The following is a 16,617-nucleotide window of genomic DNA, read 5'->3' on the forward strand; positions in this document are numbered from 1 at the left end:
AGGATAAGGAGACCATCGTACATGAAATCGACTCAACATATTACCGACAACCATAACACATTTGATTCCGCCGTGTTCCAGCAGCCTCCCGCAGCGTACCGAAGCCTTCCTTTCTGGTCCTGGAACGATAAATTGGACCCGGAGGAGCTGCGCCGGCAAATTCGCGAAATGAAACGTGTCGGAATCGGCGGGTTTTTCATGCATACGAGGCAAGGGCTGGAGACACCGTACATGGGCCCGGCTTTTCTGGATGCGGTGGAAGTTGCCGCTGAAGAAGCCGAAGCGCTAGGTATGGAGGCATGGTGTTACGATGAAAACGGCTGGCCAAGCGGAACGGCGGACGGAGTAGTTCCCCGGCTTGGAGCCGAGTATCAGCAGAAATCGCTGCAAGGAATCAGACTGACGGCGGAAGAGTCGGATCAGCTCCATACATTAAGCCGTGACGAAGAATTTCTCTTTCTCCTCGTTCGAGAAAAGGGAGCAGCCGCCTGGCAGCTGCAAGACCCGTCCTCAGCGGAGCAATCGGCATGGGACGAAGGAATCGCGGTTATGTGCCGGATTAACCCCTATTATATCGACGTGCTTTCGAGTAAAGCGATCGGCGCATTTTTAGACGCATGCCATGAGGTTTATTTTGAACGTTTAGGTGAAAGATTCCGAAGCAACGGAATTCCAGGCATTTTTACCGATGAATTCAAGTTCTCGGGCATCCCTTGGTCTGAGGGCATGGAAGCGGAATTCGAGGGGATATATGGCGACACGATCTATTCCGCGGTAGGCTGGCTTTTGACAGAGGCGGCAGGCGAATCGCCTGCCGAATTGGATGCTGCCTTCCGCAGCCGCTATAACTTCTGGAAGCTTGTCACCGGCAAATTTCAGCAATCGGTAACCCAAATTACGGACTGGTGCAGCGCTCACGGCTGGCAGTTAACCGGACATTTCATGGGTGAGGATTCACTGTGGGATCAAATGAATCATACGGCTGGTGTCATGCCGCTCTATGAAACTATGGCGATGCCCGGCATTGATTTGCTCGGCAGAGATACGCGGAATGTTATGCTGCCAAAGCAGGCTTCTTCGGTGGCAAGGCAGATGGGAAGAGATTTTGTCATCACGGAAACGTTCGGCTGCGCCGGATGGAACCTGAATTTCCGCGATATGAAAAAAATTGCAGAATGGCAGTTTGTGCTTGGCGTTAACCGCCTTTGTCAGCATCTGCAATCCTACTCCATCCGCGGCGTTCGCAAACGGGATTATCCGCCTTCTCTCTATGTTCAGCAGCCTTGGTGGGATGTGTACGCTCCATTTAACGATTATTTTGCGAGATTGACTTATTTGCTCACCTTGGGACAAGCAGATCCCGGCATTCTCGTGATACATCCCATCCGTACCGCTTGGCTGAATTCGGGCGAGCGCAACAATTGGACGGAAAAACTTCAGAAGGGGATGGAGGCGACTGCCTCATCGCTGCTCGCGCTGCAGCGTGATTTTGATTATGGTGATGAAGCCATTATTGCCCGTCATGGGCGGGTGGAAGATGGCGCTGTGTATGTAGGCCAGCAGCGTTACGACATGATTATTATCGACGGATCACAAACGGTGGAGTCATCAACGTATGCGCTCTTGCAGGAAGCGGCAAAGGCCAGTGTATCCATTATCGTTATCGGCGAACCGCCAGCCCGGCTGGACGGAGTATCCAATTCCGAGGCTGCCGAATGGTTCGCAAGCGATGCCGTTATCCGCGTTGCGGACATCGAATCGCTCGTTTCAGAAGGACATGTGACGGCACGAGCGAATTGGACGATATCTCACGATACTTCATCGGAGGCACTAAGCCGTTTCTATGTGCAACAGCGGCAGCTGCCCGGAATGAAGCTGCTGTACGCCGTTCATACGGGAACAACAGGCAGCATCTCTATTCAGCTGAGCCAGGAGGACGCGCGCCGTTGGACGGAGCTTAGCCTGGAGAATGGCACTGAATCCGAAGCTGATCTGCGCGAGCTTAACCAGAATATCGTGTTTGCTCCAGGCGAATCAAAGCTGTTCGTTGTTCGGGACAACGATGAGAAGGCTGTGGCAGCAGCGCTAGAAGCTGCCCAGGAGCCGGATTCCGATAATGGCGAAACGGTCCCGTTGGATGAAAATTGGGATTACCGGTTGAGCGCCTCTAACGTGTTGACACTAGACTATGCTTCTTACCGGATCGAAGAGGGAGACTGGGTGCCTCCGACTTATGTGCTGAACATTCAAGAGCAGTGCATTGGACTGAAACGTTCGGTTCCGGTGGAATTGATCTATTCGTTTGAAACGGACGCAGAGCTGCTGAAAACCAGCGATTCATCATTATGGAGGCTTGCTATAGAACGTCCTGAGCATTGGCAAATTGAACTAAACGGTCAAACCGTTGAAGCTGCAGCTGCTGACGGATGGATGGGCGGAGATCGAAGCTTTCCCACTTTGCCAATCGGCAGTTTCGTTCAGCCTGGCAGCAACGAGATTCGGTTAAAGGGTCAATTTTACTGCAATGAAGAAACGTACCGCTATTTTGGCATTGCAGGCGCCAATCTCGCTCCGATCCGCAACAAGCTTATTTTTGACGTTGAAATTGAGAGCATTTATGTATTGGGGCCGTTCGCGGCGCAGCCGGCTGGCGCATGGGAAGAGACGGAGCGTTCCGCTTTATGGGCATCGGGACCGTTTCTGCTGACCGGACTGCCGGAGCGTCTTCAGGCTGCGGATACGACTCGGCAAGGTTTGGCCTTTTATTCCGGACAAATCGTCTTTAACCAAACCGTTGAGTTAACGGAGAACGAGCAGAAGAAGCTGCAAGTTGAGGGCAAACGTCTTATTTTGAAATGGGATGAGATGCTCTGTCCGGCTTTCCGGGTGAAAACGAACGGGATTGAATCGGGAACTGTTTTATGGGGAGACAATAGGCTGGAGCTGAATACGGCTTCCATACAGGAAACGATAGAGCTTGAAATCGAATTATTCACAAGCGGCCGCAATACATTCGGTCCTCATCATCATCTGAAGGGCGAAGTTTTCTTCGTTGGACCGACCAGCTTTACCGATAAAATCGGCTGGGTCGACGCAGGAATGGACCAAATCTGGACGGATCGTTATTGTATGGTCAGCTTCGGATTAACCAATCTGCAATTGTTGATCGTTTAAGCTTAACTAAAGCCCGCCCATGTTGGGGCGGGCTTTAGTTAAGCTGATCTAATATTAATATTGTTAAATAGTTGTGCCAGTCACTGCGGATCCATTAAACGTTACGGGTCCCGAGAGAATGGTGTTCACTGAATCTGTAGCGCTGACAAACAGCGTGTAACGAATTTGGCCTGCCAAAACGGCTTCAACCGGCGGAGAATCACCGGCGGCCACAACCAGAGGACTGAAGGCAGATAGACCTTGCGTGTTGAAGTCTTCACGGAAAATCATAATACCGGATCCTAATGTATCTCCGCCGTTTCGTTCAATACAGACGGTGATTTCAGGAGCTTCTTCGACACCAGGCACAATTCCGACCATGCCGCTCAGCGCTACGCGTACACTCGTGACATGTTCTGGAACTGCTTGCGCGGCGACTACCTGCAGCCCGATATCCCCGATCAGCAGCGGCGTGTCCGTCAGAACAGTTTCACCTGTGCTGTCTATACGATATGTGGAAATACGCTGGTCTAAAAATACAATTGACATCATTACCACCTCCTTATAGAACAGAATATGCTAGAGTAATAGAAACGGTACTGGGTTGATGTCGTACAGGCTGTTTGTCTTTTTGAGGAGCGCAAGACTATAGGTTTGCCTTGGGATGAATAGGCCCGTTAAACATTAATGACATTAATACTTAGTCAGGCTAAATTGTGTCGCTCCAATGGCAGCACGATACTAGCTACAGATCGTACAGGCTGTCCGCCTTGACTGCCTTTAATGTAACTGCTATAGTCACATATAGATTAGCTCGGAGGTGAGACGATGATCAGCAGCCGGTTTTCAGTAGCCGTTCATATTTTGGCCCTTATCGAAGTGAATGAAGGCAATGTCACTTCTGAATTTATGGCAGGAAGTGTGAACACGAACTCGGCGGTCATTCGTCGGATTATGGGCATGCTGAGCAGAGGAGGCTTGATCTCGTCCAGACCAGGTGTGGTGGGGATTAAGCTGCTCAAGCCAACGGAAGAAATTACATTTCTTGATGTTTATCGCGCAGTTGAGCTGCCGGAGACGAAGGATTTGTTCTCCGTTCATCAGAATACCAATATTCGCTGTCCGATTGGGCAGCATATCCAATCAGCTATGGAGCCGGTGCTTCATGATGCTCAATCTCAGATGGAGCAAGTGCTCGCTCAAGCGACCATTAAACAATTGGTTGCGGAAATCGCCGACAAAGGCGATTGAGGGAGAATTTACGTTGCCGAAAAAGAGTTTGCTTTTCCTTTCACTTGGCTGTATTGCGCTGGCATTAGTTATTTATCGAGAGTCTTTAATGAAGTGGATGGCCTTGGATTCGATTTGGTATCATGATGTACTTGTCGCTTTTGCATGTCTGATTATAGCTGTCGTTCCTGCAATTCCATATGGGGTTATAGCCGCAATCCTCGGAGCAAAATACGGATTTGCCGCAGGGGCGTCATTGAATTTAATCATCTCGGTTACGGCTTCAATCGTGATGTTTCTCCTTGTGCGGCTCTTCTTTTCGGAGGAGGGGAGGGTAAAAACCGCCAACCGAAAGGGCCTCCGTATGCTGACGCAATTTGCGGAGCACAACGCCTTTTTTACCGTGTTTTTTGCCCGGACGCTGCCAATTGTCCCCGCACAGGTGGTAAACGTGTTTGCCGCAGTCACCCGGATGCCGCTGCAGCCATTTATATGGGGTACGATCATTGGGAAAATCCCGTACTTGGCAACGGTCACTCTGGTCGGAGATCAAATAATGAACAATGCGGATATGAAGCAGATAACCATCATTGCTGCCGGATATCTGTTATTTGTGTGCCTTGTTTATGGGATTTACAGGCTCTATTTTCAAAAAAGACGCAGACAGGAAAATCGGTAACACAAAGTCGGTTTTACTAACGGGCCTCCTTATAAGTTAAGTTAAGTTAAAAGCGGAGCCGTTTTGGCTCCGCTTTTGTTTTGGGACGATTCAGGCATACGCAGCCCGGTATTCCGTCGGACTTAAGCCGGTCTCCTTGCGAAATGACTTGGCAAAGTGCTGGGTATCCGGGAACCCGGCCCTTTCGGCGATTTCCTTAATACTGAGGGAGGTCGAAGCTAATAGCAGCCGCGCTTTATCCATGCGTTTGCGGTTGACGTACTTGGCTGGAGGCATGCCAAATTGCTTTTTAAAATATGAGATAAAATAGTTCGGGTGCAGATGGAGAGCCGCGGCCATATCATTTACGCTTAGACTCTCCTGCAGATGCGCCTCGACATAATCTTGAATGAAGCGAATCCGCTGCATGTCCTCGCTCCGGTGTTTAAGCACTTGCACCGGCATTTGCTCCAGGAACGTCGAGATAATTTCCAGCATAATCGCCTTTTCCCGCAGCACGGATACGAGAGTTCGTCTGATATGCAGCTCAGTGAGCTCTGCGAATAGCTGCTTCATGCGATCAGGGTCAGGAATATCGATACAAAGCGGCGCATTAATCCATTGGAAAAGATCAAAGGCGCCAACACTCGCCGTAAAATGACACCAATACTTGTGAAAGGGCTGGCGGTCTTGCAGCGCTGAGTAGGACTGCCGGACAAATGCAGGCATCAGGCACAGCTGCCCCGGACGAGGAAAGCTTTCTCGGCCATCCACCTCCAGCCGGCCTTCACCTTCCAAAATAAAATAGAACCGATTGAACTCCGGCACAAAGTCCATATCCCGCCAATCCTGGGCGCACTGGGTCCGGTGAGCGACCTCAACGCGAATTTGCACATTGTCGATCAGCTCAAGAAGTGTGGATTCTTCCTCTTGAAGTTTCATCCATCGCTCTCCATTGCCTTAGTTTTTTACCTATTCCCCTTAGGAACCTCCATTTTCTCCCTTGGGTACGGAACCTATAATCAGTGTATCAAATTCTAGGAGGGACTTACATCATGACCCAATCCCACAAGCCAGTTCTGCTCACTGACGATCAAATGAAAGCGTTTATCCGCGACGGAGTTCTGCTGCTCAAAACTGATTTTCCGCGTTCCTTTCACGAAAGTCTAGTTGCTCAACTGAACGAAGTATACGGCGAAGAGGGTAATCCCGGCAACAATATCCTTCCTCGAATCCGCGATCTGCAAAAAGTGTTCGACCATCCAATCGTTACGGGCGCTTTGACAAGCGTGTTAGGGCCGGATTATTTGCTGCATACGCACAGACATGGACATTTTAACGCTTCTGCACAGCCTGGCGGCTGGCATAAGGACAGCTACTGGGGATACGGACGGATGAGAAATCATCACCCGTGGTGGGCGATGATTATGTATTTCCCGCAGGACACGCCGCTTGAGCTTGGCCCGACGGGCATTTTCCCCGGCACCCAATATCTTGATTCAAGATGTTTCCAGGAGGAAGATCCGGCAGCTGAAGTTACCGCAAAGGGAGAGGCGGGCACATTTGCCCTGATTCACTATGACGTATGGCATCGTTCCACGGCGAACCTGCTCGGACAGCCCCGTTATATGTTAAAGTTTGAGTTCATGCGGACATCAGCTCCAGCAGCTCCGACATGGAACAATGTTAATCCGGAGTGGACGGAGGGCGCCGATGACGACTCTGTCATTTCCAGCCAGGAGTCAATTTGGAAAGAAAACTGGGCTTGGCTGTCCGGCCGGATCGGAAGTTTGGCGGACTCGCTTCCGCATGATTCAGCCGGGATTGATGCAGAAGTCAGCCAACTAAGCGGAACGGACGAACCAGCTGCGCTCAACGCCGCGTATCGGTTGGCTGCTAGAGGAGCCAACGGCATTGCAGCTCTGCTCAAGGCGCTGCGCAATGAAGACAACGTGCTGTCCCGCCGCGCGGCATACGGCTTATCGGCAGCAGGCGAAGGGGCCGTGTCCGGTCTTACCAAGTCACTGGACGATTTTAATGAAATGGTGACGCTCCATGCTGCATTTGCCCTTGGTGAGCTGAGAGAGCTGGCTTCAACCTCCGTGCCTAAGCTCTCGGCGCTGCTTAACAGCAGCTCCGTTCAGCTTCGACGTCAAGCCGTCGATTCGCTTGGATTGATTGCCCGTCCAGCGGAAGAGATTGTTCCGGCTCTCATCCGGGGACTGCGGGATGAAGACGATCAAGTTCGCTTCATGGCGGCGCTTTCTCTGATTCGTCTCAAAGGCGAAGCGGCTGACGCGGTGCCGGAGCTGGCGGAAGCGCTGAACGATCCTAACCGATATGTACGCGGGCATGCTGCTGAAGCGCTGCGTTATATCGACAGCGACGAAGCGCGTCAAATTTTGTTCCGCGAGCTGTTCAATCTTCGCTGGTGCTCCGACACGACAAAAGCAAGCACGTTTTAAATCGCAATCGTTAAGTTTGAAAAAATGAAAGAAGAACGTATCCCGTGTTTAAGCATGGGTTACGTTCTTTTTAATTTCATAAGAGCTAGCTTCGAACTAACCGGAATTTTATGGTAAAATAAAGTGAATCCGTGTTTGCGGGTCAATCACTTTCAGGGAGTGAATTTTTATGGTTCAACAAGTCGGCCAAATTATGCTGTACGTCAATAACCAGGACAAAGCCCTTGAGTTTTGGACGGAAGTTATGGGATTTCACGTTGTATCGGAAGAAAACAACGGAATGCGCTGGATTGAAATCGCTCCCTCCGCCAATGCCGAAACAAGCCTCATTCTTCATAATAAAGAGGTTATCGCCAAAATGTCGCCTGAGCTGAATCTGGGCACGCCGTCCCTGATGTTTTTTACGGACAAGCTGGACGAACTCCACAACAGGCTTTCGGAGAAAGAGATTACGGTTGGCGACATCGTCGAGATGCCTTTTGGCAGAGTGTTCAACTTTGCGGACTACGAGAACAATTATTTTGCCATCATGGAGAAATAAAAGGAACACTGAGTCGGATGCCAGACTGCATAATCCGGCAGAAGAAAAGGCCTGTGCAGATGCTGCGCAGGCCTTTTTGCCAGAGAGATTAGTTGGAGTAGAAAGACAGTCCGCCAACTACAACGGTGGAGGAAGAAGCTTCAATCCGGTACGTGCCGGACGGCTGCCCGTAAGCCAAGGTGTAGTTCATGATTGAACCGCTCGATCCTGCGGCAACATAAGCGGAGGTACTTCCTACATATGTGCTGCTGGAACCGGAAATCCGATAAAGTGTGAAATAAATATAGCTTCCGGTCGTAGAGCTTGTGTTGTTAAAGCTGGTGCTGAGCACAAGATTATTCGACATTCCCGACTGGGTATAGGTTTGGAAGAAGGCTGGCGTTGCAACTCCTTTGGTCGATTGAGCCGTTTGACCGGTGGCGTTGCGCGCGACGACCTTGATCGAGTACGACCTGCTAGGCGTTGCGCTCAGAGAATAGCTTGTAGAAGAAGTAGTCGTGTAGAAATTTCCGTCAACATAGAGGTCGTACTCAACTGCATTTGAAGCGCTCCAGCTTAAGCTGATGTTGTTGTACGTCGCAGTGGCGTTAATCACAGGAGCGGACGGACAGCCAAGCGTTGTCACCAGAGGAGCAGATGTGCTTCCGAAGGAACCCGTGCCTCTGACCTCGAAAGAGTAAGAGGTGCATGGGCTGAGTCCCGTAATTGGATAAGAGCTGGTATTGGCTGTTGACGTCAACAAGCTGCCGTTTTTGTAAATTTGCACGGCATTCTCGCCAGGCTGCAGCGTCCAGCTCAGTGTAAGTGAGTTCGTGGTTACGTTAGATGTGGTAGCGTACATGGCAGCGCTTGCAGTAAAAGACGGTACAACAGACATAATAAGACCTACACTCATCGCTATTTTTAACATCCGTTTTTTCACTTCATAACACCATCCTTAGGTTAGATTGGTTAAAACTTTGAATCTAGCAATGAAGCTATTTCCCTCCTTAAAATTACTTTTATTTGTCTTTTCTTCATGAGATTACCACTATGAGAGTTTTAGTGCAACTGAAATTCTACTTCAATTTAATTCAAAAATATGAAAATTTATTCCGATTTTACACTTTAATAAAGTGAGGGATGCCGATGGAAAAACAAGGGATTCATACAAGCCAATCGGACAACACGAACCTTCATCAAGAAGAGCATTATGTCGATGAAAACCTTCGCTCTATTCAAACGATCGCGGGAGGAGGGCCGCCTAAAATAGCTGATCTCAAAGCAATGCCTCTTATGGTCAGGATGTTCGGTTACGTGATTATTGCTATAATTGTATTGATGGGCCTAACAGCCGTTGCGGTTAGCTTTATGTAACAAGCTTCAGCAGACATATTGGAACCGCGTTATCGCTCTCCTCGTGAGAGCTTTTTATTTTAGCCTGACCAAAATAATAACGAATCAGAAAATATCTGGATAGAAATGGATACAAGTGAAATGGACCGACTCATCCTATATAATTAAGGGAACATAACCTTTATTGTCGAATTATAAGTGCAATTAGCAGCAGGTTGGAAGGTGAGGGCGCCGTGGATTTTCCAGTGAACATTCTACTCGTTGACGATCACCCGGAAAACTTGATTGCCATCGAGGCGGTTCTTCGCGGAGAACGATACCGTCTGGTGCGGGCTTTGTCAGGCATGGAAGCTTTGCGGTGGTTATTGGAAGAGGAGTTTGCCGTCATTGTCATGGATGTACAAATGCCGGGTATGGACGGGATTGAGACGGCCAGCATCATCCGCACCCGGGAGAAAACCAAATACGTGCCCATTATCTTTATGACAGCAAACAGCAACAAGATGGAGTATATCTTTGCCGGTTATGCAGTTGGCGCTATGGATTACATGACCAAACCTTTTGTTCCGCAAATTCTTAAAGCTAAAATCGAAGGTTATGTCAGCATGTATGAGGCGAACAAAACACTGCAAATCCAAAGCGAGACGTTAAAACATCAAACAAGACAGCTTGAGATTGCTAACCGGGAGCTTATTCAGGCAAAAGAAACGGCTGAAATTGCCTCACGAATCAAGTCGGAATTCCTTGCTATGATCAGCCATGAGATACGAACGCCATTAAACGGAATCATTGGCATGTCAGACCTGCTCAATGCCTCTGAGCTGCCGGAGGAATACACCGAGATGGCAGGCATCATTCACAAAAGCGGCAATGCGCTGCTCTCAGTCATTAATCAAATTCTTGATTTCTCCAAAATCGAGTCCGGCAAAATGGAGTTGGAGGAGGAACCATTTTCGCTGCCTCATTGCTTGAATGAAACGGTTGATCTGTTCTCCGCCAAAACAAGGGAACGAAACCTGGACATGACCGTAGCGATTGACCCGTCTGTACCGCCTGTTATTAAAGGGGATATGAACAGCCTGCGGCAAGTATTGAATAACATCGTGGGTAATGCCGTGAAGTTTACGCAAGAGGGCAGCGTGTCCATCATCGTTAACAAGCTGAAGGAAGATCCCCTTATACTTGAATTTGTCATTAAAGATACCGGGATCGGAATTCCTCCTCATAAAATTAACGAGCTTTTCCAGCCGTTCTCACAGCTCGACGCTTCTACTACACGGAAGTTCGGAGGCACCGGACTGGGCTTATCGATTAGCAAGTCATTAATTGAATTAATGGGAGGCACCATTCAAGTTGAACCGACGGATGGACCCGGCGCAACGTTTATGTTTACGATTGAAGTCAAGCCGTTATAAACAGGGCATCCCACACTTAGCGATCGAAAAGGGGTAAGGCAAATTATATGAAGGAACACAATGACATTCCTATTGACAGCGGTGAGCTGCTCAACGCCTTGATGGCGTTGAAAAAAGGAAACTTTTCCTACAGAATGCCCTATGACCGCACAGGAGTTGCCGGCAAGGTAGCGGATACGTTTAATGAAATTATGGATATTCAGGAAGGTCTGGTCAATGAGGTCCAGACTGTAGCCAAAGTGGTCGGCAAAGAGGGCAATCTGTCACGGAGATTTGTCCAGAAAAATCTTGGCGGCTCCTGGGAAACGGTCACCGATTCGCTGAACGGCCTTGTCATCGACCTGATCCAGCCGACAAGCGAGATGGTCCGGGTTATCAATGCTGTAGCCAAGGGCGATCTTTCCCAAAAGGTGGAGCTGGAAATCGAGGGGCGGCCGCTCACCGGTGAATTCCAAAGAACGGCCAGCAACATCAACATGATGGTGAATCAGCTCAGCACGTTTGCCTCCGAGGTTACGCGTGTCGCTCGCGAGGTCGGCACAGAGGGGATTCTGGGCGGACAAGCAGACGTAAAAGGTGTGTCCGGTACGTGGAAGGACTTGACCGACAGCGTAAATTACATGGCGTCCAACCTGACGGATCAGGTGCGGAATATTGCAGCGGTAACAACAGCCGTTGCAAACGGCGATCTGTCCAAACAGATTACCGTTAATGCGCGCGGCGAGATTATGGAGCTCAAAAACACCATTAACACGATGGTGGACCAGCTCTCCATGTTCTCCTCCGAGGTTACGCGTGTGGCTCGGGAGGTAGGAACGGAAGGCAAGCTGGGCGGGCAAGCGGATGTTAAAGGCGTGTCCGGAACTTGGCGTGATTTGACCGAAAGCGTGAACTATATGGCGTCCAACCTGACCAACCAGGTGCGGAACATTGCCGTTGTAACAACAGCCGTCGCAAATGGCGACCTATCGAAAAAAATTACCGCAGATGTGCAGGGCGAGATTCTCGAACTGAAAAATACGATCAATACGATGGTGGATCAGCTGTCTACTTTTGCTTCCGAGGTAACCCGGATGGCCCGAGAGGTCGGTACGGAAGGTATTCTCGGCGGACAAGCGGATGTTAAGGGCGTATCCGGAACTTGGCGCGATTTGACCGAGAGCGTGAACTATATGGCGTCCAACCTGACCAACCAGGTGCGGAACATCGCGGAAGTGACCACGGCTGTCGCCAAGGGCGATCTGTCGAAGACGATTACCGTTGACGCCAAGGGCGAGATTCTCCAATTGAAAAGCACGATCAATATTATGGTCGATCAGCTCAGCAACTTTGCCTCCGAGGTTACGCGTGTAGCCCGCGAGGTTTCAACGGAAGGCATTCTCGGCGGACAAGCAGACGTTAAAGGCGTATCCGGCACATGGAAGGATTTGACCGACAGCGTTAACTTTATGGCCGGCACGTTAACCGACCAGGTGCGGAATATTGCTGAGGTGACGACTGCGGTCGCTAAAGGCGATCTGTCCAAACAGATTACGGTAAATGCCAAGGGAGAAATTCTGGAGCTAAAAAATACGATCAATACGATGGTGGACCAGCTCTCCACGTTTGCCTCCGAAGTTACCCGCGTGGCGCGCGAGGTAGGCACCGAGGGCATGCTGGGCGGACAGGCTCAAGTAAAAGGCGTTGCGGGCACATGGCGTGATTTGACCGAAAGCGTTAACTACATGGCTTCGAACTTGACCAACCAGGTGCGGAATATCGCGGTCGTTACAACTGCGGTCGCAAACGGCGATTTGTCCAAAAAGATTACCGCGGATGTGCAAGGCGAGATTCTCGAACTGAAAAATACGATCAACACGATGGTGGACCAGCTCTCCATGTTCTCTTCCGAGGTTACGCGTGTGGCGCGCGAAGTCGGCACGGACGGCAAGCTGGGCGGTCAGGCCCAGGTGCGCGGCGTCGGCGGCACATGGAAGGACTTAACCGAAAGCGTTAATAACATGGCACGGAATCTGACGGATCAGGTGCGGAACATCGCGGACGTGACGACAGCAGTTGCGAAGGGCGACCTTTCCAAAAAGATTACCGTTGACGTTAAGGGCGAAATTCTTGAGCTGAAAATCACGATTAATACGATGGTAGACCAGCTCTCTACGTTTGCCTCCGAGGTAACCCGCGTCGCACGCGAGGTCGGCACGGACGGCAAACTCGGCGCACAAGCGGAAGTAAAAGACGTTTCCGGCACATGGAAAGATCTTACGGATACGGTTAACTATATGGCCAGCAACCTGACCATTCAGATGCGCAATATTGCCGGCGTAACGACGGCGGTTGCAAACGGCGACCTTTCCAAAAAGATTACCGTTGATGTTAAAGGCGAGCTTTTGGAGCTGAAAAACACCATTAACACGATGGTGGATCAGCTTAACTCCTTTGCGTCCGAGGTTACGCGCGTAGCGCGGGAGGTAGGAACGGACGGCAAGCTGGGCGGACAAGCCCAAGTTCGCGGCGTCGGCGGAATCTGGAAGGATCTCACCGACAACGTTAACATAATGGCGACCAACCTGACGGATCAGGTGCGCGGCATCGCCAAGGTCGTCACTGCGGTTGCGAACGGCAACCTGAAGCAGAAGCTGAACGTGGAAGCAAAAGGCGAAATCGCCGAGCTGACGGACACAATCAACAATATGATCGAGACGCTGGCTACGTTTGCTGACCAGGTCACAACTGTGGCTCGGGAGGTAGGAGCGGAGGGCAAGCTTGGAGGCCAAGCAAGCGTGCCTGGCGCTGCCGGCACATGGCGCGATCTTACCGACAACGTTAACTACATGGCGAGCACGCTCACGACTCAGGTACGCGCCATCACCAACGTTGCAACAGCGGTAACCAACGGCGATTTGTCGCGCGCCATTGATGTATCCGCGTCGGGTGAAGTCGCCACGCTGAAGGACAACATCAACGAAATGATTCGCAATTTGAAGGAAACGACCCGGATTAATACGGAGCAGGACTGGCTCAAAACAAATCTAGCGAAATTCACAAGGCTGCTGCAGGGCCAGCGGGATCTGTATGCGGTCAGCCGTATGATTTTGTCGGAGCTTGCTCCGCTTGTATCCATGCAGCACGGCGTCTTTTACATCAACGAGCCGTTTAACGGCGAACCGGTGCTGAAGCTGTTTGCCAGTTATGCGTACCAAAGCCGCAAACATCTGGCAAACGAATTCCGGGCCGGACAAGGCTTGGTCGGCCAATGCCTGATCGAGAAGCAGCGAATTCTGCTTACGAACGTGCCGGGAGATTACGTTGTTATTTCGTCTGCATTGGGAGAAGCTACGCCGCTTAATATCGTACTGCTGCCGATTATTTTTGAAGATCAGGTGCTGGCGATACTGGAGCTCGCTTCCTTCCGCTCGTTCAGCGATATCGATCTCGCATTCCTCGATCAGCTGACAGAATCGATCGGTATCGTCATTAACACGATGCAGGCGAACCAAAGAACAGAGGAGCTGCTTATTCAGTCGCAGTCACTCACTGAGGAGCTCCAAAAGCAGCAGATGGAGCTGCAAAATACAAACGAAGAGCTTGAGGATAAAGCAAAACTGCTGGTGCTGCAGAAGGCGGAAGTGGAGAGCAAAAACCAAGAGGTCGAGGTGGCCAAGCATTATTTAGAGGAAAAAGCGGAGCAGCTTGCGCTTACATCCAAGTACAAATCCGAGTTTCTGGCCAATATGTCGCATGAGCTTCGCACTCCGCTGAATTCCTTACTGCTGTTGGCGGAACAGCTCGCCGAGAATCCGGACGAAAACCTGCATGAGGTGCAGGTGAAGTTTGCCAAAACCATTCAGGAATCCGGAATCGAGCTGCTTAACCTCATTAACGATATTCTCGATCTGTCCAAAGTTGAATCGGGCACGATTACGCCTGATTACAGCGAAGTGCCATTGGTTGAGCTGACGGGCGGACTTGACCGCACCTTCCGCCATATGGTGGACACGAAAAAACTGGATTACCGGATTCAAATCGATCCAGGCGTGCCGGAAACCGTCGTCACGGATTTCAAACGGCTGCAGCAGATATTGAAAAACCTGCTCTCAAACGCGTTTAAGTTCACGGAGCAAGGCCAAATCATGCTTCAGATCAAACAAGCTACCGGCGGCTGGAACCCGGAAAATGAATCGCTTAGACATGCGAAGACAGTTCTTTGTTTCTCAGTAAGCGATACAGGAATCGGAATTCCTCAGGAGAAACAGCAGATTATTTTTGAAGCCTTCCAGCAAGCGGACGGCAGCACGAACCGGGAGTATGGCGGCACCGGCCTTGGTCTTGCAATATCCCGGGAAATTGCCGAGATGCTGGGCGGAGAGATTACTTTGTACAGCGAGGTGGGCAAGGGCAGCGTATTTAATCTGTACCTTCCGACTGAAGCCGAGGCGGTGGAGCCGGAGCCTAAAAAGCTTCATGTTCCCGAAGTCATTGATATTACCCCGCCTAAACGCAGAAGCAATCTTGCCAAGCAAGCGGAGGATGCAATCGTCGACGATCGGAATCACATCAAGCCGGAGGACCGTGTATTCCTGATCGTGGAGGACGATCAGAAGTTTAATGCCATCATCATGGATCTCCTTCACAAAAAAGGGATTAAAGCGGTCGTTTCCGCCAGCGGATCGGATGCTCTTGAGCTCGTTCACAAGTATAATCCGATTGCAATTACGCTGGACTTGCATCTTGGAGAAATCGACGGCTGGCTGGTGCTTGAGCAGCTCAAGAACGATATTAACCTGCGGCATATTCCGATCTGCGTCATGACCGTCGACGAGGATGAGGTGCTCCTGCTGCAAAAAGGAGTTCACAATTATTTCCGTAAGCCGGTGACGAATGAGGAACTGGAAAACGCGCTGGACAGGTTGAACCAATTCGCCGATAAGACAGTTCAGCATCTGCTTGTTGTCGTCCATGATGACCAAGAGCGTAAGGCAATTGTAGAACTGCTGAAAAACCAGGATATCAAAATCACGGCAGTCGACACGGGACGAAAAGCATTGAACCAGATCAATACCAAGGACATCGATTGTGTAGTTCTGGACAATAGCCTGCCGGATATGAACGTCATTCGTTTTGTGCGGGACATGCACAAAAACGCTAAGAACAAACGGCTTCCTGTTGTGGCTCGCCTGAGCAAAAAGCTGACACCGGCGGAAGAGGACGAGTGGGATGATCTACTTAAGATGGCCATTATGAAAGAAGTGAAGTCGAATCCGCAGCTGATCGACGCTACAACGCTTTTCCTGCACCGGAAGGCGGAAAACCTGCCTGATAGCTCCAGAGATAAGCTGGTGAAGCTGCACAGCTCGGATGAAATGATTGAGTACAAAAAAGTGCTCGTCGTGGATGACGACATCCGGAACATTTTCGCGCTTACAACGATTTTGGAGCGCCATCAAATGAAGGTCATTCCGGCTGAGAATGGATATGATGCCATCACGTTGCTGGAGCAGACACCGGACATCGAAATCGTGCTGATGGATATTATGATGCCGGGAATGGACGGGTACGAAACAACCCGGGCGATTCGGGAAAAAGCGAAGTTTATGGAGCTTCCCATCATTGCGCTCACCGCTAAAGCGATGAAGGGAGACCGGGAGCTTTGCCTGGAAGCAGGCTGCTCGGATTATATTACGAAGCCGGTCAACAGCGCCCAGCTGTTGGCGATGATGCGTACTTGGTTGGATAAATAAGCTAGTAATCAAGACTGCCGAGATATCCCGGCAGTCTTTTTTGTCTTAATTTAGATTGGTTATCTGATTCTGGAATAAAACGAAA

The 16,617-nt window shown here is 50.3% G+C and carries 11 protein-coding genes; 8 read left to right on the forward strand and 3 right to left on the reverse strand.

Annotation, left to right across the window (positions count from 1 at the left end; genetic code table 11):
• Positions 1–21 precede the first annotated feature (21 nt).
• A complete protein-coding gene (locus tag M3223_RS15665; protein WP_251563143.1) occupies positions 22–3,174 on the forward strand; it encodes a glycosyl hydrolase in 3,153 nt (1,050 codons plus the stop codon).
• Between the two features lie 63 nt (positions 3,175–3,237).
• Here M3223_RS15665 and M3223_RS15670 read toward each other — a convergent pair whose 3' ends face one another.
• Positions 3,238–3,702: a hypothetical protein gene (locus M3223_RS15670; RefSeq protein ID WP_251563145.1), complete on the reverse strand. Its 465-nt coding sequence runs from the start codon at positions 3,700–3,702 to the stop codon at positions 3,238–3,240.
• Positions 3,703–3,981: 279 nt separating this feature from the next.
• On the opposite strand from M3223_RS15670, the gene M3223_RS15675 reads away from it, so the two are divergent.
• Positions 3,982–4,404: an Rrf2 family transcriptional regulator gene (locus M3223_RS15675; RefSeq protein ID WP_251563147.1), complete on the forward strand. Its 423-nt coding sequence runs from the start codon at positions 3,982–3,984 to the stop codon at positions 4,402–4,404.
• A gap of 13 nt (positions 4,405–4,417) precedes the next feature.
• Complete coding sequence (locus M3223_RS15680; protein WP_251563149.1) at positions 4,418–5,062, forward strand: TVP38/TMEM64 family protein; 645 nt, start codon at positions 4,418–4,420, stop codon at positions 5,060–5,062.
• Positions 5,063–5,152: 90 nt separating this feature from the next.
• Here the strand turns inward: M3223_RS15680 and M3223_RS15685 are convergent, their stop codons facing one another.
• Positions 5,153–5,983 carry an AraC family transcriptional regulator gene (locus M3223_RS15685; protein ID WP_251563151.1) on the reverse strand — a complete coding sequence of 277 codons (831 nt, stop codon included), beginning with the start codon at positions 5,981–5,983 and terminating at the stop codon, positions 5,153–5,155.
• Positions 5,984–6,096: 113 nt separating this feature from the next.
• Between M3223_RS15685 and M3223_RS15690 the strand changes: the two genes are divergently transcribed.
• Together M3223_RS15690 and M3223_RS15695 are read left to right on the forward strand one after the other, a co-directional pair.
• On the forward strand, positions 6,097–7,506 hold the full coding sequence (locus tag M3223_RS15690; protein WP_251563153.1) for a HEAT repeat domain-containing protein: 1,410 nt from the start codon (positions 6,097–6,099) through the stop codon (positions 7,504–7,506).
• A 169-nt stretch (positions 7,507–7,675) separates the two neighbouring features.
• Positions 7,676–8,047, forward strand: coding sequence for a VOC family protein (locus M3223_RS15695; protein WP_251563155.1), 372 nt, complete (start codon positions 7,676–7,678; stop codon positions 8,045–8,047).
• Between the two features lie 88 nt (positions 8,048–8,135).
• On the opposite strand, the gene M3223_RS15700 is transcribed toward M3223_RS15695, so the two are convergent.
• Positions 8,136–8,969, reverse strand: coding sequence for a fibronectin type III domain-containing protein (locus M3223_RS15700; RefSeq protein WP_251563157.1), 834 nt, complete (start codon positions 8,967–8,969; stop codon positions 8,136–8,138).
• A 206-nt stretch (positions 8,970–9,175) separates the two neighbouring features.
• Between M3223_RS15700 and M3223_RS15705 the strand changes: the two genes are divergently transcribed.
• The 3 genes from M3223_RS15705 to M3223_RS15715 all read left to right on the forward strand — a co-directional run bounded on the left by M3223_RS15705 (position 9,176) and on the right by M3223_RS15715 (position 16,532).
• Complete coding sequence (locus M3223_RS15705; protein WP_251563159.1) at positions 9,176–9,403, forward strand: hypothetical protein; 228 nt, start codon at positions 9,176–9,178, stop codon at positions 9,401–9,403.
• 212 nt (positions 9,404–9,615) lie between these two features.
• Entirely contained in the window at positions 9,616–10,797 is a 1,182-nt protein-coding gene (locus M3223_RS15710; protein ID WP_251563161.1) for an ATP-binding protein, read from the forward strand.
• Between the two features lie 47 nt (positions 10,798–10,844).
• On the forward strand, positions 10,845–16,532 hold the full coding sequence (locus M3223_RS15715) for a HAMP domain-containing protein (RefSeq protein WP_251563163.1): 5,688 nt from the start codon (positions 10,845–10,847) through the stop codon (positions 16,530–16,532).
• The last annotated feature ends 85 nt before the right edge of the window (positions 16,533–16,617 follow it).

This window comes from Paenibacillus pasadenensis, from assembly GCF_023715725.1.
Lineage (GTDB): Bacteria > Bacillota > Bacilli > Paenibacillales > Paenibacillaceae > Paenibacillus_O > Paenibacillus_O pasadenensis_A.